Here is a 19,241-nt window from a genome sequence, read left to right as displayed (position 1 = left end):
AGGGCGGGGCGTCAGCCGAGCGGGTGCCGGGCGGCCGTGGAGCCACCCTCCTCGTCGGTGATGTTGGTGAAGCCGGCGGCCTCGAGGTCGTCGCCCAGTTCGTCCATGACGGCGTGCTGGTCGTCCCACTGGTCGGTGCGGTAGGCGGTGCGCGCCAGCATGTGGCCCGACACGGGGGCGGTGAGGATCTGCAGCCCGATCGTGAACGCCGCGAGCACCGCGACCGGCCAGGTGCGCAGGGTCAGCGCGACGCCGGTGAGGATCAGGGTGAGGCCGAACACCTGCGGCTTGGTGGCCGCGTGCAGGCGCGTGAGGACGTCGGGGAACCGGACGACGCCCATCGCGGCGGCCAGGCAGAACAGCGAGCCGAGCAGGAGCAGGACCGCCCCCACCAGGTCCAGGATGTCCCCGATCATGCCGACCCCTCCCCGCCCGGGTGCTCCCCCGCTTGCTCGGCCAGCTCACGCTCGGCCCGCTCCCGCACGGACCCCTCGCGCTCGGCGCGCTCCCGCTCGACCCGCTGCCGGGCCTCGTGCGCGGCGCGCGCCTCCGCCTCGAGGAAGCGCCGCTCACGGGCGGAGGCACCGGTGATGAGCCGGGCCAGGCCCACGGCGGTGGTGAAGCCGACGAGGGACAGGACGAGGATGACGATGAGGCCGACCGAGGTCCCCGTGGCGATGGCGTGGGCGCCGATGCCGGCGATCATCACGGCCAGGACGACGTCGGAGGCGACGCCGCGGTCCAGGCCCGTCGGCCCGACGGCGAGCCGGTAAAGCGCGAGCATGGCGGCGACGACGAGGACGACCGAGGAGACCGCGACCAGGCCGAACGTGATCGTGTCCAGCATCACGTCACCTCCCGGAACTCGGGCTCGTCGTGGGGCACCTCGCGGTCGAGCGCCTCGAACTCCGCGCGCGAGCCGAGTGCTCGCACGACCCGCTTCTCGAGGGCGAGCGTGTCGGCCACCACCTCGTCGCGGGTCGAGTCCTTGGGCATGTCGAACACGTGCAGGTACAGGATGCGGCTGCGCTGGCGGGCGTCCACGACGATCGTGCCGGGCACGACGGAGACCAGTTCGGCGGTGTTGACCTGGTAGAGGTCGGAGTCGGCCTTGAGGTCGACCCGGACGATGCCCGGGCTGGGCATGTCGCGGCCGAACGCGAACACCGCCAGCCGGAAGGAGGCGACGGCGAGGTCCTTGACCAGGTGGCCGAGCAGGACCAGCAGCGCCCACGGGTGCGGGCGTCCGGCCCACCCGATCGAGGGCAGCGGGAACAGGACCGTGACCAGGATGCCCATCAGCACCCCGCCCACGACCGTGACGAGGTTGACCTGGCCCCACAGGACGACCCAGACCAGCGCCAGGACGATCACCTGGCGGGGCTGCCAGCGCAGCCGGTTCCGGGGCGGACGGGTGAGCGGCTCGGTCACGGGACCACCTCCCCGATGACGGCGCGGGCGTAGGCCCCGTCCAGCAGGGCTGCGGCCGCGTTGTTGGTGTAGGCGTAGAAGGGGCCGGCGACGAGGGTGAGCAGCAGGCTGAAGGCGATCAGGCCGAGGGTGGCGGTCACCATGACCGCGGGCATCGGACGCCCCGGGTACGACTCCTCCTCGCCTTCGTCGGGCTCGACGGTGAAGGCGATGGGCGTACCCCAGAAGGCGCGGTTCCACACCTTCGCGATGGCGTAGAGCGTCAGCAGGCTGGTGACCACGCTGGCCGCGACGAGGGCCCAGGCCAGCGGCGTCCCGGCGCGGACGCCGGCGCTCAGCAGGCCGAGCTTGCCGATGAAGCCCGAGAACGGCGGGATGCCGGCCAGGTTCATGCCGGGCACGATGAACAGCGCCGCGAGCAGCGGCGAGGTGGTCATGAGGCCGCTCAGCCGGTCCAGGTTGCTGCTGCCGCCGACGCGCTGGATGAGCCCCGCGACGAGGAACAGGATCGCCTGGATGGTGATGTGATGGGCCGTGTAGTAGATGGTGCCGGCGAGCCCGTCGATGGTGGCCAGCCCGATGCCCATCATCATGTAGCCGATGTGGCTGACCAGCGTGAAGGACAGCAGTCGCTTGATGTCGGCCTGCGCGATGGCGCCGAGGATGCCCACGACCATGGTCAGCAGCGCGATGACCAGCAGCAGCTCGGTGAGCGGCTTGTGCGGGAAGATCAGCGTCTGCGTGCGCAGGATCGCGTACACGCCGACCTTGGTGAGCAGGCCCGCGAAGACGGCCGTGACCGGCGCGGGCGCGGTCGGGTAGGAGTCGGGTAGCCACGCCGACAGCGGGAACACCGCCGCCTTGATCGCGAACACGACCAGCAGCATGAACTGCAGCACCGACTGCAGCTCGTCGGGCAGGGCTGGGATCCGCTCGGCGACCTGGGCCATGTTGACCGACCCGACGGCCGCGTAGGTCGTGGCCAGGGCGATCAGGAACAGGCTGGAGCTCAGCAGGTTGACCACGACGTAGATCGACCCGGCGCGGATGCGGGACGCGGTGCCACCCATGGTCAGCAGGACGTACGAGGCGAACAGCAGGATCTCGAAGCCCACGAACAGGTTGAACAGGTCACCGGCCAGGAACGCGTTCGAGACGCCCGCGCACATGAGCAGGAAGGTGGGGTGGAAGATCGAGACCGGGGTCTCCTTGCGGACCTCGTCCTCTTCCTGGCCGGCGGAGAACAGCAGCACGGCGAGGGTGACGATGCCGGCGACCGTGAGCATGATCGCGGACAGGCGGTCGGCGACCAGCGCGATGCCGAAGCCGACGGGCCAGGCGCCCATCCAGAGGCTCTGGACGCCGTTGGTGTCGGCCTGGTAGGCCAGCATGCCGGCCGCGACGACGACGCCGATGAGGACCAGGATCGACACGAAGCGCTGGGTCCGCGGGCGACGTCCGAGTATGAGGGTGAGCGCCGCGCCCACCATGGGGAGCAGCACCGGCACGGTGAGGAGGTTGTTCATTCGCTCACCCGGTCCTCACCCGTGTCGGAGAACCGGATGTCCTCGTAGCTGTCGGAGACGTCGTCGCGCTCGGCCAGCTCGCGGATGCGACGGTCCTCGATGTCATCGGAGACCTCGTCGTTGCCGTGCAGCTGGAAGCTCCGGTAGGCCATCGTCACCACGAACGCCGAGACCGCCATGGTGATCACGATGGCCGTCAGCACCATCGCCTGGGGCAGCGGGTCGGACATGCCCTCCCCCGCGAACAGGTCGATCAGGGGCGGGTCGCCGGCGGGGCCCGAGGCGATCAGGAACAGGATGTTGACGCCGTTGCTCATCACGAGCACCCCGACGAGGATGCGGGTCAGGGAGCGCTCGGTGAGCAGGTACACGCCGGCCGCGATCAGGATGGCGGCCACGATGGCGAGGGTCAGGTTGCCGGTCATCGCGGGCCACCCCCCTGCCGGGCGCTGGCCGGGAGGGCCGTGGTGGACTCGGGCCGCGGCAGCGGCGTGCGCTCCTCCTCGGCCTGGACGTCGATGCCGGCACCGAGGCTGCGGACCAGGTCGAGCATCATGCCCAGCACGATCAGGTAGACGCCGACGTCGAACACGGTGGAGCTGACCAGGTGCAGGTCACCGAACAGGTTCATCGTGCCCCACGGCGTCGCGACCGCGCTCAGGGCCGGGATGTCGAGCGTGATGTCGTAGCTCTGCAGGATGCGCCCGCCGAAGGCCCACGGCACCAGCGCGCTGCCCGCCGCGACGAACAGGCCCGCGCCCAGCACGCGACCGGCATCGATGGGCGCGGCCTCCTCGAGCTCGCGGCCACCCGCGGCCAGGTAGCGCACGACGAGCGCCATCCCGGCGACGAGGCCCCCGGCGAAGCCACCGCCCGGCAGGTTGTGCCCGGCCGTGAGCAGGTAGAGGGAGGCCATGATCATGATCCCGAACAGCAGGCGCGTGGTGACCTCGAAGATCAGCGAGCGCGCGGCGGGGTGCAGCGAGCCGGTCGTGCGCAGCCACGCGCCGTCGCTCTGGTGGCCGGTGACCCGACGGGTGCGGCGCTGCTGCACCCGGGACCTCAGGAAGATGAGGCTGGCGACGCCGGTGGCCGCGATGACGAGCACCGAGATCTCGCCCAGGGTGTCCCAGGCACGGGTGTCGACGAGGATGACGTTGACGATGTTCTTGCCGTAGCCGAACTCGTACGCCGCCGTCTCCAGCCCGGCCGAGGACGGGGTGGCCGTGCGGGCGGAGGCCGCCACCAGCACCGACGCGCTCACCGTGGCACCGACGGCGAGCGCCAGCACCATGCGCCACCAGCGGGAGCTGTGCAGGGGCCGGTCGGTGAAGTACTTCGGCAGGGTGCGCAGCACCAGCAGGAAGACCAGCAGGCTCACGGTCTCGATGAGCACCTGGGTGAGTGCGAGGTCGGGGGCGCCGTGCAGCAGGAAGAGCAGGGCCGTCCCGTAGCCGGTCACGCCCACGGTGATGATGGCGCGGACGCGGCCGCGGACGGCGATCAGGCTCACCGCCGCCACGCACGTGACCACGGCGACCGCGACCTGGCCGTAGGAGTCGAACCACGCCATCTCGGCGGGCCAGACGGGCATGAGCATCAGGGTGCCGCCGACCCCGATCACGAAGACGGTCAGGATCGTCGACAGGTAGGACGCCAGCGAACCGCGCTGCACGCGGGCGGTCACCTCGACCGCCGCCACGTCGAGCAGGCGCATCGACCAGCGGTAGAAGTCGTTCGCGGCCGGCACCTGCGGGAACGTGGCCTGGACCCGGGCGACCGACTCCCGCTGCCAGAACAGCAGTACACCGCCGGTGATCGCGACCGCCGAAAGGGCCAGCGGCAGGGTGAAGCCGTGCCACAGGGCCAGCGAGTGCGGCTCGGACCCGACGGGGATGGCCCGGGTGTAGCTGGCCAGCAGGTCGGTGAGCTGCGGGCCCAGGAAGCCCAGCACCAGCGAGAGGCCGCCCAGCAGGACCGGCCCGGCGATGAAGCCCAGCTGCGGGTGCTTCTTCACCTCGAGGGTGACGCTGCGGCGGCGGGTGCCGAAGGCCCCCCACCAGAAACGCAGGGAGTAGGCGGCGGTCAGCATCGAGCCGACGACGATCGCGCCGGCGAGCAGGAGTGCCGGGGCGGGCAGCATGCCGGTGCCGTCGCCGCCGGAGGCGACCTTGACCAGCGCCTCCAGGGCCGCCTCCTTGGCGACGAAGCCGAACAGCGGCGGCAGGCCGGCCATGGACGCCGCGGCGAGACCGCTGGCCACGGCCAGGACCGGCATCCGTCGGGCCAGCCCGGTCAGCTTGGTGATGTCGCGGGTGCCCGTGGTGACGTCGACGACGCCCACGGTGAGGAACAGGGCCGCCTTGAACAGGGCGTGGGCCAGCAGCATCGCCAGGCCGGCCTGGCCGGCGGCCTGGGTGCCGATGCCGACCAGCATGGTGACGAAGCCCAGCTGGCTCACCGTGCCGTAGGCCAGCAGGAGCTTGAGGTCGGTCTGGCGCAGGGAGCGCCAGCCGCCCAGGATCATCGTGGTCGCGCCGAGGATGGTCAGGACCTCGCGCCAGAACAGGACGCCGGCGAACACCGGGGCGAGCGCGGCGACGAGGTAGACGCCGGCCTTCACCATCGTGGCCGCGTGCAGGTAGGCCGAGATCGGGGTCGGGGCCGCCATCGCGCCGGGCAGCCAGAAGTGGAACGGCGCGAGGGCCGACTTGCTCATCGCCCCGACCAGCATGAGCAGCGCCGCCGCCGTGGCAGCCGGTCCCTCGGGCGCCGCGGCGAGGATCGCCTGCAGGCGGAACGTGCCGGTCAGGGTGCCGAACGTCACGATGCCGACCAGCATGGCCAGGCCACCGGTGGTGGTGACGATCAGGGCCGTGGTCGCCGCCGCGCGGTTGGCGCGACGGGAGGAGTCGTGGCCGATCATCAGGTAGGAGAAGACCGTGGTCAGCTCCCAGAACACGTACAGCACCACGAGGTCGTCGGCCGTGACCAGGCCCAGCATCGCGCCGGCGAAGGCCACCAGGAGGCCCAGGGTGCGGGCGGGCGGGTTGGTGAAGTACCACCGACAGTAGGCCAGCACCACGACGCCGATGCCCGTGACGAGCAGGGCCAGCAGCCACTGCAGCAGCCCCACGTGGAAGCTCAGCGACACCGCGAGCGACCGGATCCACGGGGTGGCCTCGACGAACGCCGACCCGGACTGGACGGCCGGGGCCAGTGTCAGGAGCCAGCCGAAGCCGATCGCGGGTGCGATGGCGACGACGAGGAAGGCGTTGCGACCCAGGAGCCGGACCCACCACGCAGCCGTCACGCCCAGTGCGAAGTGCAGGGCGATGAGGCTGAGGAGCACGCGGTCACGCCTTTCGGTGGATCGGTGGCCGGGGAACGGGGGTCAGTCTACCGTGGCCCGACCATCGGTCCGGGGCCGGGGCCGAAACCCGGGCGTGGCAGGCCGAGGGACTCCAGTTCGCGGCGTCCGGGGGCGCCGGTGGCGGTCGGCCGGCGGCGCCGGGCCAGGAACTCGACGATGCCCGCCCCCGCGAGCAGCAGGGCCATGGGGATGAGCACGGTGGCGTCGCCCACGCCCGCCTCGCGGTTGAACATGTCGGAGAAGTCGATGAACGGCAGCAGCGCCATGGAGACCGTGTTGTGCACGGCGTGGATCGCGATGGCGGCCTCGAGGCCCCCGGTGCGCCACGTCGCCCAGGAACCGACCGCCGCGAACACGAGGTAGAACGCGTTCAGCCACAGGTCGCCGGCGCCGTGCATGGCCATGAAGACCACCGCCGTGGCCACGGTGGAGGCGACCAGCCCGACCACGGGGGCGCGGAACCAGGAGCCCACGGCTCGGCCGAGGAGGCCGCGGATCAGGTACTCCTCCCCCGCGGCCTGGAGGGGCGTGGTGAGCAGGATGCCCACGATCATCACCAGCGTGTGGTCGCGCACGCGGACGTCGTCGAGGGGGCCGAGCAGGTGCGTCCCCCCGATGACGACCACCCAGACCGGTAGGAGCGCGGCCACGAGCAGGCCCAGCCAGCGCCACCGGATGCCCCCGACCACCGACGTCAGCCAGCGGGGGCCCTGCTGGACACACACCCAGGCGGCGAGCATCGAGAGCGGGATGCAGAGAGCCAGGGAGAGGTTGTTGGCCAGGAAGAAGCCCGGCCCCACGGGCGGGATCTGCCCCTGGGCGAGCACGGACAGGTCGACCCTGTCGATGCTCCACCCGATGAACGTGAGGACGGTGCTGGAGACGAGGAAGCCGAAGGCGGCCATCAGGATCGCCAGCAACCCCTTCCACCAGCGGTAGCGCGGTGCGCGCCAGAAGGCGTAGTAGTCCCGCTCCTCCACCGGCAGCGCCGGGCGCAGGTGCGGGGGCAGGGCCCGCGGGTCGGGCAGCGGCGAGGTCCACCCCGGCGGCGGGGGTCCCCAGCCCTGGGGCGCGGGGGCCCACCCGGGCGGGGGCCCGGGCTGCGGTGGGGGCGTCCAGCCCGGGGGTGGCGCGTCGGGCCGTGGGGGCGTCCAGCCCGGCTCGTGGCTCACAGGTTCGGGAACCAGAGGGCGATCTCACGCGCGGCCGACTCAGCGGAGTCGGAGGCGTGCACGATGTTCTGCGACCCCGACAGGCACAGGTCGCCGCGGATCGTGCCGGGGGCCGCCTTCACGCCGTCGGTGGCGCCGTTGAGGGCGCGCACGGCCTCGATGGCGCGCTCCCCCTCGAGGACCAGGGCGACCAGCGGGCCGCCGGTGATGAACGCGCGCAGCTCGGGGTAGAACCCGCGCTCCACGTGCTCGGCGTAGTGCTGGTCGGCCAGGCCGGCGTCAACCGTCCGCAGCTCCATCGCCCGGAGGGTGAGCCCCTTCGCCTCGTAGCGAGCCAGGACGGTGCCCACGAGGCCGCGGGCGACGGCGTCCGGCTTGATCAGGACGAGACTGCGTTCACTCATGGCCCCAGCCTACTGGCGCGACTCGATCTTCTTGCCGAGGATGAACTCCACGAGGAACAGGGCCGCGAAACCGCCGCCCACCGCGAACATCCACGGGGTCAGCAGGCCGAGCAGGATGCCGGCCACCTGGGCCGCCCAGGCCAGCGGCCAGCCGATCGGACGCCGCAGCGTCCCGGCGGCGACACCGGCCAGGGCGGCGGCCGCGAGCCCGGTGCCGAAGGCGGGCGCCAGGGGCACGGCGTCGACCTGGATCATGCCGGGGATGGCCAGCACGTAGACGACCACCTCGAAGATGAGCGTGAGCATCAGGGTCTTGGTCATCGGGTTGCCGTCGGCGAGCCTCACCGCTGGTCCTCCTCGTCGTCGTTGCGGACCAGCAGGGCCCGGGCCTCTCCGGCCAGGATCACGGAGCCGGCGACCAGGATGCCGGCCCCGGCCCCCGCCTCGTCGGCGAGCGTCACGGCCAGTTCCAGCGCGTCCGGCAGGGACTCGCGCACGTGCACGCGCTCGGCGCCGAACGCCTCCTCCGCGAGTTCGCCGAGCTCGTCGGCCGGCAGGCCGCGGTCGGTCGAGGCGACCCGGGTGCAGATGATCGTCGTGACCTCCTCGGCCAGGAGGGCCAGAACACCCTCCACGTCCTTGTCGGCCATCATCCCGACCACCGCGATGAGCGGGGTGAAGTCGTAGGCCTCGCGCACGCCGGCCAGGGTGGCGCGGGTGCCGTGCACGTTGTGGCAGGTGTCGAGCACGATCGGCGGTCCCGACCGGACCAGCTCGAGCCGTGCGGGCGCCTTCACCGTCGCGAAGCCCTCGGCGATGATGTCGTGCACCAGCGGCTTGCCCCCGAGGAGGGCCTCGACGGCGGCCACGGCGAGGGCCGCGTTGTGGGCCATGTGCTCGCCGTGCACCGGCAGCACGAGGCCGGACGCCGGCCCGCTCACGGTCTCCAGGCGCAGCACCTGCCCGCCGACGGCGAGCGTGCGGTCGATGAGCCCGAAGTCGACGCCCTCGCGCAGCACGCGCGCGCCCACCTCGGCGGCCCGGGCGGCGATCACGGCGTCCACCTCGGGGTGCTGGCGGGCCACGACGGCGATCGAACCGGGCTTGATGATGCCCGCCTTCTCGGTCGCGATCTCCTCCAGCGTGTCGCCCAGCAGGTGGGTGTGGTCGAGGTCGATCGGGCAGATGACGGCGACGTCGGCGTCGGCGACCGACGTGGCGTCCCACGTGCCGCCCAGCCCGACCTCGACGACGGCGACGTCGACCGGGGCCTGCGCGAAGGCCTCGAAGCCCAGGCCGGTCATCACCTCGAAGAAGGTCATGGAGACGTCGTCGAGGCGCTGGGCGTCCACGAGGTCGACCAGCGGCTGGACGTCGGCCACGAGCGCGTCGAAGGCCGCGGCGTCCATGGGCCGGCCGTCGAGGTTGATGCGCTCGGTCAGGTCGACCAGGTGCGGCGAGGCGATGCGGCCGACCCGAAGCCCCAGGGCGAGCAGCAGCGCCTCGATGATGATCGCGGTGCTGCCCTTGCCGTTGGTGCCGGCCACCTGGATGACCGGGTAGCCCGTCTGGGGCTCGCCCAGCAGGTCGGTGAGCGCCCGGATGCGCGCCAGGCTCGGGGCGACGCGGTGCTCGGGCCAGCGCGCCTGCAGGGCGCGGGAGATCTCGGCGTGGGTTGTCATGGCGGGCACAGCCTACCGGTGCGGACGGCTTCCCCCCGGGTGGGTATCGTGGCGCCGTGAACGTCCAAGCCAACCGTCGCGAGCAGCTCCGCCGCCAGCAGGAGGCCCGCGCCAGGGCGCAGGTCACGCGCCGCATCGTCGGGGTCGTCGCCCTCCTCATCGCCGCCGCGCTCGTCGGGATCCTCGTCTACGCCTTCGTGAACCGGACGCCGGCCCAGGTCCCCGCCACCGCGTCCGCGAGCAGCACGGCCACCACGCCGCTCGCGGCCCAGGTCGTGCCCGCGGGGGCGAACGCCGAGGGCAACGCCCTCGTCGTGGCCGAGGGCCGCGCCGGGACGCCGACGCTCACCCTCTACCTCGACTACCAGTGCCCCAACTGCAAGTCCTTCGAGGAGGCCTTCGGGCCGATGCTGGCCCAGTCGGCCCAAGCCGGCGACTGGACGCTGCAGCACAAGACCATGACCTTCATGGACGACAACATCGGCAACACGGCCTCGACGCGTGCCGCCCTCGGCGCCGCCTGCGCCGCGGACGCCGGGCACTACCTCGACTACTCCACCCAGGTGTACGCCCACCAGGCGGCCGCCGAGGTCCGGGGCGCCGAGGGGTACTCCGACGCACTGCTGCGGGCAGAGCTGCCCGCAGCGGTCGGCATCACCGGGGACGCCCTCACCGCGTTCCAGGCCTGCTACGACGGCCGGGCGACCCAGGACTTCGTCGCCGGGGTGAACGCCTCGGCCGGCGCCGACGGCGTCCGCGGGACGCCGACGCTCGCCATCAACGGCACCCCGGTCGACCTCAACGCGGTGACGCCCTTCACCCCCGACGGCCTCAAGGCGTACATCCTCGCCCACGCCTGAACCCGGTTCGGGAGTCACCGATCCTCCGCAGTAGGATCGCGCCCATGACTTCGCAGCCCTCCCGTACCGTGCCCACGTCGACCCCGTCGACGTGGGTCGTACCCGATCGCCCGGTCCTGGAGGGCCTCGAGGACAAGTGGTCCGCCGCCTGGAAGGAGCAGGGCACCTACGCCTTCGTGCGCCCCGAGGCGCGCGAGCAGGTGTTCAGCATCGACACCCCGCCGCCGACCGTGTCCGGTTCCCTGCACGTGGGCCACGTGTTCAGCTACACGCACACCGACCTGGTGGCGCGCTACCAGCGCATGCAGGGCAAGCACGTCTTCTACCCGATGGGCTGGGACGACAACGGCCTGCCGACCGAGCGCCGCGTCCAGAACTACTACGGCGTGCGGTGCGACCCGTCGATCCCCTACGACGCCGACTTCACCCCGCCCGAGAATCCCGACCCGAAGCGCCAGGTGCCGATCAGCCGGCGCAACTTCGTCGAGCTGTGCCACGAGCTGACCGCGGTCGACGAGCAGGTCTTCGAGGACCTGTGGCGCCACCTCGGCCTGTCGGTGGACTGGGACACCCTGTACGCCACCATCTCCGACGAGTCGCAGGCCGTCGCGCAGCGCGCCTTCCTGCGCAACCACGCGCGCGGCGAGGCCTACCTGTCCGAGGCCCCGACGATGTGGGACGTGACGTTCCAGACCGCGGTCGCCCAGGCCGAGCTGGAGTCGCGCGAGACCGCCGGCGCCTACCACCGGGTGGCCTTCCACGGCCCCGACGCCCCGGTGTACATCGAGACGACCCGCCCCGAGCTCATCCCGAGTGTGTGCGCCCTGATCGCCCACCCCGACGACGAGCGCTACCAAGGTCTGTTCGGCACGACGGTGACCTCGCCGATCTTCGGCGTCGAGGTGCCCGTGCTGGCCCACACCGCCGCCGAGAAGGACAAGGGCGCCGGCATCGCGATGTGCTGCACCTTCGGTGACCTCACCGACGTCCAGTGGTGGCGCGAGCTCGACCTGCCGACCCGCACCGTGATCGGACGCGACGGCCGCCTCACCCGCGAGACCCCCGAGTGGCTCGCCGACGCGTCCTTCTGGCCCGAGGTGGCCGGCAAGACGGCGTTCTCCGCGCGCGAGGCCATCGTGGCCCGGCTGCGCGAGACGGGCGACCTCGACGGCGACCCCAAGCCGGTCTCCCGCCCGGTGAACTACTACGAGAAGGGCGACAAGCCCCTCGAAATCGTCTCGACCCGCCAGTGGTACATCAGCAACGGCGGCCGCGACGACGCCCTCAAGCAGCAGCTGCTCGCCCGCGGCGAGGAACTCGCGTGGGTGCCCGACCACATGCGCCACCGCTACAGCAACTGGGTCAACGGCCTCAACGGCGACTGGCTGATCAGCCGCCAGCGCTTCTTCGGGGTCCCCTTCCCGGTCTGGTACCCGGTGGACGCCGACGGTGAACCCGACCACGACCACCCGATCCTGGCCGACGAGGCCTCGCTGCCCGTGGACCCGGCCTCGCAGCCGGCCCCCGGCTACGACGAGTCCCAGCGCGGCGTCCCCGGCGGCTTCGTGGGCGACCCCGACGTCATGGACACCTGGGCCACCTCGTCGCTGACCCCCCAGATCGTGTGCGGCTGGGAGCGCGACGAGGAGCTGTGGAAGCTCACCTTCCCGATGGACATGGCCCCGCAGGCCCACGACATCATCCGTACGTGGCTGTTCAGCCGCGTGGTCCGCTCCCACCTCGAGCACGACACGCTGCCGTGGAAGCGCGCGACGATCTCGGGCTTCGTGGTCGACCCCGACCGCAAGAAGATGAGCAAGTCGAAGGGCAACGTGGTCGTCCCGACCGAGATCCTCGACAAGTTCGGCGCCGATGCCGTGCGCTGGCGTGCCGCCATGGCCCGCCCAGGCATGGACTCCCCCTTCGACGAGACCCAGATGAAGGTCGGCCGCCGCCTGGCGATGAAGGTGCTGAACGCGTCCAAGTTCGTGCTCGGCATCGCGGCCAGCGGCGAGGCCGCACCCGCGGCGTCCGACGTGACCGCCCCGGTCGACCTGGCCATGCTCGCCGGGCTCTCCGGCGTGGTCGCCCAGGCCACGAAGGCGTTCGAGGCCTACGACTATTCGGCGGCCCTGGAGGCGGCCGAGCAGTTCTTCTGGGTGTTCTGCGACGACTACCTGGAGCTGGTCAAGGAGCGCGCCTACGGCGCGCAGGGTCCGGACGCCGCGGCCTCGGCCCGCGCGGCCCTCGCCCTGGCCCTCGACGTGCAGCTGCGCCTGCTCGCCCCGTTCATGCCGTTCGTCACCGAGGAGGTGTGGTCGTGGTGGAAGCCGGGCTCGGTGCACCACGCCACCTGGCCGACCGTCGACGAGCTGCCGACCGGCGGCGACGTGGCCCTCGTGGACGACGTCGCGGCCGCCCTGATCGGCATCCGCGGCGTGAAGTCGAACGCCAAGGTCTCGATGAAGACCGAGCTCACGGCCGTGACCATCACGGGCCCCGAGGAGGCGCTGTCCCGACTTCGTGCAACCGAGGCCGACCTGCGTGCCGTCGGGCGTATCGTTTCGGCCATCAGCTGGGCCAACGGCCACACCGTGGGGGTGACCGCCGAACTCGCACCCACCGAGTGAGGTTGACGTGAACCGACCCCTGCTGACCGCCGCGCTCGTCGCGGCGGTCACGCTTTCCGGCTGCTCCGCCATGCAGGAGGAGGCCGGCAAGGCGCTCCTGCCCCAGATCGCGATCGGCGAGTGCACGAACCTGGAGTTCCCCGAGCAGGACGCCACCGCCGAGGTGGCCGACATCACCAAGGTGGACTGTGGCGAGGCGCACAAGTGGGAGACGTTCGCGGACAAGCGGCTCGACCTGGACGGGGAGTACCCGGGCGACGAGGGCATGGCGGCGATCGCCGAGGAGTTCTGCTACGCCGAGTTCGAGCCGTTCGTCGGGGTCTCCTACGACGACTCGGTGCTGGACATGACCTACCTCACGCCCACCCCGGACGGGTGGGCGCAGCTGCGCGACCGGACGATCACGTGCTTCGTCGGCTCGGAGGCCGGCGACATCACCGGGACCCTCAAGGGCTCCAACCGCTGACGTGCGGGGCGCCCGGCCGTCAGGCGGACCGGGTGCGCCGCTGGGGCCGCGACGCCACCGCGCGCGGCAGCATGCGCGGCTCGGCACCGTCGCGGACGACCTCGGCGGTGACCACGACCTGCCCGACGGTGTCGTCGGAGGGGACGTGGAACATCACGTTGAGGAGGATCTCCTCCAGGATCGAGCGCAGGCCGCGCGCGCCGATGCCGCGCGCCAGCGCCATCTCGGCGATGGCCGCGATCGCGTCGTCGGTGAACTCGAGGTCGACCCCGTCGAGCTCGAAGAGCTTGCGGAACTGCTTGGTGAGCGCGTTGCGCGGCTCGACGAGGATGCGCACCATCGCCTCGAGGTCGAGCGGGTTCACCGTGGAGATCATCGGCAGGCGGCCGATGAACTCGGGGATCAGGCCGAACTTGTGCAGGTCCTCGGGGCGGACCTCCTCGAACGGGTTGCCCTGCTCCTTCTTGCGCAGCGAGGAGTCGTTGTTGAAGCCCAGCGGACGCTTGCCGATGCGGGCGTTGATGATCTCCTCCAGGCCCGCGAAGGCGCCGCCCACGATGAACAGGATGTTCGTCGTGTCGATCTGGATGAACTCCTGGTGCGGGTGCTTGCGGCCGCCCTGCGGGGGCACCGACGCCGTCGTGCCCTCGAGGATCTTCAGCAGCGCCTGCTGGACGCCCTCGCCCGACACGTCGCGCGTGATCGACGGGTTCTCGCTCTTTCGGGCGACCTTGTCGATCTCGTCGATGTAGATGATGCCGGTCTCGGCCTTCTTCACGTCGAAGTCGGCGGCCTGCAGCAGCTTGAGCAGGATGTTCTCGACGTCCTCCCCCACGTACCCCGCCTCGGTCAGCGCGGTCGCGTCGGCCATGGCGAACGGCACGTTCAGCATGCGCGCCAGCGTCTGCGCCAGGTAGGTCTTGCCGCAGCCGGTCGGGCCGATGAGCAGGATGTTGCTCTTGCCGAGCTCGACGAGCTCGTCCTCGGCGGCCCGACGCGGGCTGCTGGCCTGGGCCTGGACCCGCTTGTAGTGGTTGTACACGGCGACGGCCAGCGCCTTCTTGGCGACCGGCTGCCCGATGACGTAGGAGTCGAGGAAAGCCACGATGTCTCGCGGCTTCGGCAGCTCCTCTAGCAGGCCCACGTCGGTGGCCTCGGAGAACTCCTCCTCGATGATCTCGTTGCACAGCTCGATGCACTCGTCGCAGATGTACACACCCGGACCCGCGATGAGCTTGCGCACCTGCTTCTGGCTCTTGCCGCAGAACGAGCACTTGAGCAGGTCGGAGGTCTCCCCGATGCGAGCCATGCTGCTCTCCCCTCTCCTTCGTCGCCGTGTCAGCGCGTCAGCGGATGTCCTTCAGGGACGTGAAGATCTCGTCGACCAGGCCGTACTCCTTGGCCTCCTGGGCCGTCAGGTACTTGTCGCGCTCGATGTCGCGGCTGATCTGCTCGACGCTCTGGCCGGTGTCGTTGGCGAGCATCTGCTCCATCAGCGAGCGGATGCGCAGGATCTCGCGGGCCTGGATCTCGAGGTCGGAGCCCTGCCCGTAGCCGCCCTCGGTGGCCGGCTGGTGGATCAGGATGCGGCTGTTCGGCAGGGCGAACCGCTTGCCCTTGGCGCCGGCGGCCAGCAGCACCGCGGCGGCCGAGGCCGCCTGGCCCAGGCAGACCGTCGACACGTCGGGCTTGATGTACTGCATGGTGTCGTAGATCGCCGTCAGCGCGGTGAAAGAGCCGCCCGGGGAGTTGATGTACATCGAGATCGGACGCTCGGGATCCATCGACTGCAGCACGAGCAACTGCGCCATGACCGCGTTGGCGATCTCGTCGGAGATCGGGGTGCCGAGGAAGATGATCCGGTCCTCGAACAGCTTGGTGTAGGGGTCGATGCGACGGACGCCGTAGCTCGTCCGCTCCTCCCACTGGGGGATGTAGTAGTTCATCGACGGGACCATCGGGGCGAGGCCCTCGGGCATCTGGTTCATCTGCATGTCAGTCCTCACTGGTTCGGTGCGTCGTCGCCGGCGATCTGGGCTGCGCGCTCGTAGACGTGGTCGATGAACCCGTACTCGAGGGCCTGCTGCGCGGTGAACCAGCGGTCGCGGTCGGAGTCGGCCTCGATCTGCTCCACCGGCTGGCCGGTGTGCTCGGCGATCAGCTCGGCCATCTCCTTCTTCGTGGCGATGATCTGCTCGGCCAGGATCTTGATGTCGGACGCCGTGCCGCCCAGGCCGCCGGAGGGCTGGTGCATCATGATGCGCGCGTGCGGCAGCGCGTAGCGCTTGCCCTTGGTGCCGGCGCTCAGCAGGAACTGGCCCATCGAGGCCGCCAGGCCCATCGCGACGGTGGCCACGTCGTTGCTGATCCACTGCATGGTGTCGAAGATCGCCATTCCGGCGGTCACCGAACCGCCCGGGGAGTTGATGTAGAGGTAGATGTCCTTCTCCGGGTCCTCCGCGTTCAGCAGCAGCAGCTGAGCGCAGATCGCGTTCGCGTTCTCGTCGCGGACCTCGGAACCGAGGAAGATGATCCGGTTCGCCAGGAGCGCCTGGTACACGGAGTCGTTCATGCCGACGCCCGAGGCGCCGGCCGCGGCCTGCAGGCCGGGAAGCTTGTTTTCGGTCACGGACGTGACGCTACCCGCTGCCGCCGACATTTCGGAGAGCGCGGCGCCGGTGTTCGCTGACGGCAGACGCGCGGCCCCCGGAGCGGGGACCGCGCGTCGTGGCGTCGGTGGCGGGGTGGCTCAGGCCTCCTCGGCCGGGGCCTCCTCCGCCTTCTTCTTGGCCGGGGCCTTCTTGGCGGGCGCCTTCTTGGCCGGCTTGGCCTCCTCGGCAGGAGCGTCGGCCTCGGCCTCGGCGTCCTTCTCCGGGGCGGCCTTCTTGGCCGGGGCCTTCTTCGCGGGGGCCTTCTTGGCCGGGGCCGCGGGCGCTTCGACCGTCTCGTCGATGGTGCCGTCGGGGCGGACGGCGGCCACGTTGACCACGTTGCCGTCGGAGTCGGTCACGACCGCACCGGCGACGACCTCGCGCAGCACCTTGCCGCGGCGGATCTCGCCCATCCACTCAGGAGCGTGGTTGTGCTCCATCATGTGCTGCATCTCCTGCTCGGGAGACGTGCCGGCCTGCTGCGCGCGGCGGAAGATCATCTCGGTGAGCTCGTTCTGGTCGACACCCACCTCGTTGTCGTCGGCCAGCTTGTCGAGGATGATCTGCGCCTTGAGCGAGGTCTCGGCGTTCGTGGCGACCTCCGCCCAGAACTCCTCCTCGGTCGAGGCGGTCTCGTCCTCGTTGTCCTCGAGGTAGCGCTCGAGGGTGTAGCCGGCGCGCGCGAGCTGGTCGGAGATCTGCTGCTTGCGGCCCTCGATCTCGTTGGCGAGCATCGCCTCGGGCAGCTCGAACGGCGTCTTGGCCACCAGGTCGGTGATCACGGCGTCGGAGGCGGCGTTGACCTGATCGACGCGGGCCATGCGCTGCACGGCCTCGGCCAGGTCGGCCTTCATCTCGTCGACGGTGTCGAACTCGGACACCATCTGGGCGAACTCGTCGTCCAGCTCGGGCAGGGACTCGGTCTGGACCTTGGTGACGGTGACCTTGATGTCGGCCTTCTCGCCCTTGGCGGGGCCGCCGACCAGCTCGGAGGTGAACTCCACCTCGTCGCCGGCGGACTTGCCGGTCACGGCCTCGTCGAGCCCGTCGAGCATGCCGCCCGAACCGACCTTGTAGGACAGGCCCTCGGCGGAACCGTCCTCGATCGGCTCGCCGTCCTTGGAGGCGACCAGGTCGATGATGACCACGTCACCGGCCTCCGCGGCACCCTCCTTGTCGGAGCGGGTGGCGAAGCGCTGGCGCATGACCTCGATGCGCTCGTCGACCTCACCGTCGGTGGCGACCAGCGCGGGCACCTCGGCCGACAGGTCGGAGTAGGCCGGGACCTCGAAGTCGGGACGCACGTCGAGCTCGGCGGTGAACTCCACCAGCTCGTTGTCCTCCAGCTTGGTCACGTCGACCTCGGGCTGGCCCAGCGGGACGAGCTCGTTCTCGGCGACGGCCTGGCCGTAGGCGTCGGGCAGGGCGGCGTTGATGGCCTCCTGGAGCACCGTGCCGCGGCCGAACCGCTGGTCGATGATCGCGGCGGGCACCTTCCCCTTGCGGAAGCCCGGGATGTTCACCTGCGCGGCGATGTCCTTGTACGCCTTGTCCAGGTGGGGCTTGAGGTCGGCGAAGGGGATCTCGATGGTGAGCTTGACCCGCGAGGGGCCGAGCTTCTCGACGGTGCTGGGCACTTGGTTGACTCCTGTGGTGTGTCGACGGTTCGGTTGAGACCTTCGGAGCGGATGACGGGAATCGAACCCGCGTAGCCAGTTTGGAAGACTGGGGCTCTACCATTGAGCTACATCCGCGTGCGCTCACGCGCCGCTACAGCCTAGCGGATATCTCAGAAACTCCCGCGCGGCCAACTCTGCGCCGAACCGTGGTCGTCGAAGCGCTCCCCGCGGCTCCGCCCGCCCCCCTTCAGGCCCCGAACAAACCCCGCCACGTCGGCGCGGGCGATCCCGTCGCCCTGCGGCGCGACCGGCAGCCCGGACGCCCCGGGCTCGGCCCGGTCGACGGGTTGGGCCCCCAGCTGGAGCAACCACGTGCGGACCTGCGCGCCCGCCGGACCCGCCGGGTCGTACGCCACGCGCGGCCGGTCGCCGTGCGGCTGGTCGGCTCCTGTAGACTCCGGGAGGTTCACGGGGCGTAGCGTAGTGGCTAGCGCGCCTGCTTTGGGAGCAGGAGATCGCAGGTTCGAGTCCTGTCGCCCCGACCAGAACCCCTTGTCAGCCCTCGATGAAGAGCCGGACGCGCTCGGTCGGGCGCCCGATGACCGCGCGGTCCCCCTTGACCAGGACGGGCCGCTCCATCAGCTCGGGGTGCGCCTCCAGCACGTCGACGACCTGCTCGGCCGTCTCCACGTCGGACGCCGTGAGTCCCAGCTCCTTGAACCGCGGGTCGCGGCGCACGAGCGCGCCCGGGGCGTCCTCCAGCATCGCCAGCAGCCGGACCAGCCCGGCGCGGTCGAGTGGCTCCTTGAGGTACTGCACGACCGTGGGTTCGACGCCAGCCCCGGCCACCTCGTCCAGCGCCTGGCGCGACTTCGAGCAGCGGGGGTTGTGGAAGATCGTCACCTCGGCCATGGCGCGACCCTATCGCCGGGGCGGCCCGGGCGAGGGCGAGCGCCCCGGAGGGTTCGACGTGGGTGCCGGGTCCTGCGGCTCCGTCGTGGGGTCAGGTGACGGCGGCTGGGTCGTCGGATCGGGGGACGGCGGCTGCGTCGTCGGGTCAGGGGACGGCGCGCTCGACGTCGGCGCCGGGGCGGGCGGCCTCGACGTCCGCGTCGCGGTCGGGCGCGGCGCGCTGGAGGTCGGCCGCGAGGTTGCGGTGGTCCGGGCGGACGGGGTGACACTCGGGGACGCCGACGGCGTGGGGGACGGGCTCACCAGGGGCGTCGGGTCGGGGGTGGGCGTGTCCTCAGCCGTGGGCGAGGGCGAGGGCGAGGCCGTCGGGGAGAAGGGGGCCGACACGGCCGGCTGCCCCCAGGGGTCGGGCGGCGGCGGACGCAGGGCCGCGTCGACGACCGCCCACACGAGGAACACCACCGCCAGGACGGCGCCGACGCTCACGGCGTAGACCCACCACGGGATCATCCACC

Annotated in this window: 20 protein-coding genes and 2 tRNA genes; 5 read left to right on the top strand and 17 right to left on the bottom strand. The window is 71.2% G+C overall.

From position 1 onward, the window contains the following. Positions 1-11: 11 nt before the first annotated feature. Genes mnhG through H5397_RS06125 form a run of 10 tightly spaced genes read right to left on the bottom strand, consistent with a single transcriptional unit; the run spans position 12 to position 9,588 of the window. Entirely contained in the window at positions 12-416 is a 405-nt protein-coding gene (mnhG, locus tag H5397_RS06170) for a monovalent cation/H(+) antiporter subunit G (RefSeq protein ID WP_220492056.1), read from the bottom strand. Further along, complete coding sequence (locus H5397_RS06165) at positions 413-847, bottom strand: monovalent cation/H+ antiporter complex subunit F (protein ID WP_208090933.1); 435 nt, start codon at positions 845-847, stop codon at positions 413-415. The genes mnhG and H5397_RS06165 overlap by 4 nt, the downstream gene beginning before the upstream one ends. Continuing rightward, positions 847-1,431 (bottom strand): Na+/H+ antiporter subunit E, encoded by a 585-nt coding sequence (locus H5397_RS06160; protein WP_182815705.1) that lies wholly within the window; start codon positions 1,429-1,431, stop codon positions 847-849. The genes H5397_RS06165 and H5397_RS06160 overlap by 1 nt, the downstream gene beginning before the upstream one ends. Continuing rightward, complete coding sequence (locus H5397_RS06155; protein ID WP_182815703.1) at positions 1,428-2,957, bottom strand: Na+/H+ antiporter subunit D; 1,530 nt, start codon at positions 2,955-2,957, stop codon at positions 1,428-1,430. The genes H5397_RS06160 and H5397_RS06155 overlap by 4 nt, the downstream gene beginning before the upstream one ends. Continuing rightward, positions 2,954-3,382 (bottom strand): Na(+)/H(+) antiporter subunit C, encoded by a 429-nt coding sequence (locus H5397_RS06150; RefSeq protein ID WP_182815701.1) that lies wholly within the window; start codon positions 3,380-3,382, stop codon positions 2,954-2,956. Before H5397_RS06150 ends, H5397_RS06155 begins: the two co-directional genes overlap by 4 nt. Continuing rightward, positions 3,379-6,309: a Na+/H+ antiporter subunit A gene (locus H5397_RS06145; protein WP_182815699.1), complete on the bottom strand. Its 2,931-nt coding sequence runs from the start codon at positions 6,307-6,309 to the stop codon at positions 3,379-3,381. The genes H5397_RS06150 and H5397_RS06145 overlap by 4 nt, the downstream gene beginning before the upstream one ends. A 47-nt stretch (positions 6,310-6,356) precedes the next feature. Continuing rightward, positions 6,357-7,502, bottom strand: coding sequence for a CPBP family intramembrane glutamic endopeptidase (locus H5397_RS18780; protein ID WP_182815697.1), 1,146 nt, complete (start codon positions 7,500-7,502; stop codon positions 6,357-6,359). Next, the gene (gene ndk / locus H5397_RS06135) at positions 7,499-7,906 is read right to left on the bottom strand and encodes a nucleoside-diphosphate kinase (protein ID WP_182815695.1); all 408 of its coding nucleotides are present in this window, start codon (positions 7,904-7,906) and stop codon (positions 7,499-7,501) included. The genes H5397_RS18780 and ndk overlap by 4 nt, the downstream gene beginning before the upstream one ends. Positions 7,907-7,915: 9 nt before the next feature. Then, entirely contained in the window at positions 7,916-8,251 is a 336-nt protein-coding gene (locus H5397_RS06130; protein WP_182815693.1) for a DUF4233 domain-containing protein, read from the bottom strand. Then, entirely contained in the window at positions 8,248-9,588 is a 1,341-nt protein-coding gene (locus tag H5397_RS06125) for a folylpolyglutamate synthase/dihydrofolate synthase family protein (protein ID WP_182815691.1), read from the bottom strand. The genes H5397_RS06130 and H5397_RS06125 overlap by 4 nt, the downstream gene beginning before the upstream one ends. Before the next feature lie 56 nt (positions 9,589-9,644). On the opposite strand from H5397_RS06125, the gene H5397_RS06120 reads away from it, so the two are divergent. From H5397_RS06120 to H5397_RS06110, 3 genes are read left to right on the top strand one after another with little or no spacing between them, the layout of a single operon-like run. Beyond that, entirely contained in the window at positions 9,645-10,448 is an 804-nt protein-coding gene (locus H5397_RS06120; protein ID WP_182815689.1) for a thioredoxin domain-containing protein, read from the top strand. Positions 10,449-10,492: 44 nt separating this feature from the next. After that, positions 10,493-13,078 carry a valine--tRNA ligase gene (valS, locus tag H5397_RS06115; protein ID WP_182815687.1) on the top strand — a complete coding sequence of 862 codons (2,586 nt, stop codon included), beginning with the start codon at positions 10,493-10,495 and terminating at the stop codon, positions 13,076-13,078. 7 nt (positions 13,079-13,085) lie between these two features. Next, complete coding sequence (locus H5397_RS06110; protein ID WP_182815684.1) at positions 13,086-13,544, top strand: septum formation family protein; 459 nt, start codon at positions 13,086-13,088, stop codon at positions 13,542-13,544. Between the two features lie 19 nt (positions 13,545-13,563). Here the strand turns inward: H5397_RS06110 and clpX are convergent, their stop codons facing one another. From clpX to H5397_RS06080, 6 genes are all read right to left on the bottom strand, one after another. Further along, positions 13,564-14,853 (bottom strand): ATP-dependent Clp protease ATP-binding subunit ClpX, encoded by a 1,290-nt coding sequence (clpX, locus tag H5397_RS06105; protein WP_182815682.1) that lies wholly within the window; start codon positions 14,851-14,853, stop codon positions 13,564-13,566. Positions 14,854-14,890: 37 nt separating this feature from the next. Further along, on the bottom strand, positions 14,891-15,538 hold the full coding sequence (locus H5397_RS06100) for an ATP-dependent Clp protease proteolytic subunit (protein ID WP_305072003.1): 648 nt from the start codon (positions 15,536-15,538) through the stop codon (positions 14,891-14,893). A gap of 8 nt (positions 15,539-15,546) precedes the next feature. Then, positions 15,547-16,203, bottom strand: coding sequence for an ATP-dependent Clp protease proteolytic subunit (locus H5397_RS06095; RefSeq protein WP_182815680.1), 657 nt, complete (start codon positions 16,201-16,203; stop codon positions 15,547-15,549). Positions 16,204-16,293: 90 nt separating this feature from the next. After that, positions 16,294-17,832 carry a trigger factor gene (gene tig, locus H5397_RS06090; RefSeq protein WP_182815678.1) on the bottom strand — a complete coding sequence of 513 codons (1,539 nt, stop codon included), beginning with the start codon at positions 17,830-17,832 and terminating at the stop codon, positions 16,294-16,296. A gap of 46 nt (positions 17,833-17,878) precedes the next feature. Next, positions 17,879-17,949 (bottom strand) — tRNA-Gly (locus H5397_RS06085). 35 nt (positions 17,950-17,984) lie between these two features. After that, the gene (locus tag H5397_RS06080) at positions 17,985-18,284 is read right to left on the bottom strand and encodes a hypothetical protein (RefSeq protein ID WP_182815676.1); all 300 of its coding nucleotides are present in this window, start codon (positions 18,282-18,284) and stop codon (positions 17,985-17,987) included. Here H5397_RS06080 and H5397_RS06075 point away from each other — a divergent pair. Further along, positions 18,284-18,359: transfer RNA gene (locus H5397_RS06075), tRNA-Pro, on the top strand. The two genes, H5397_RS06080 and H5397_RS06075, sit on opposite strands and share 1 nt — an antisense overlap. Before the next feature lie 10 nt (positions 18,360-18,369). Here H5397_RS06075 and arsC read toward each other — a convergent pair. After that, entirely contained in the window at positions 18,370-18,726 is a 357-nt protein-coding gene (gene arsC / locus H5397_RS06070; RefSeq protein WP_182815674.1) for an arsenate reductase (glutaredoxin), read from the bottom strand. Between arsC and H5397_RS06065 the strand changes: the two genes are divergently transcribed. Beyond that, a complete protein-coding gene (locus H5397_RS06065; RefSeq protein WP_182815672.1) occupies positions 18,725-19,219 on the top strand; it encodes a hypothetical protein in 495 nt (164 codons plus the stop codon). The genes arsC and H5397_RS06065 overlap by 2 nt on opposite strands. Positions 19,220-19,241: the final 22 nt, after the last annotated feature.

The organism is Propioniciclava sp. MC1683 (genome assembly GCF_014164675.1).
In the GTDB taxonomy this organism is placed as follows: domain Bacteria; phylum Actinomycetota; class Actinomycetes; order Propionibacteriales; family Propionibacteriaceae; genus Propioniciclava.
The sequence above is the reverse complement of the archived record's forward strand: the minus strand, read 5'-3'. Positions and strand labels throughout refer to the sequence as shown.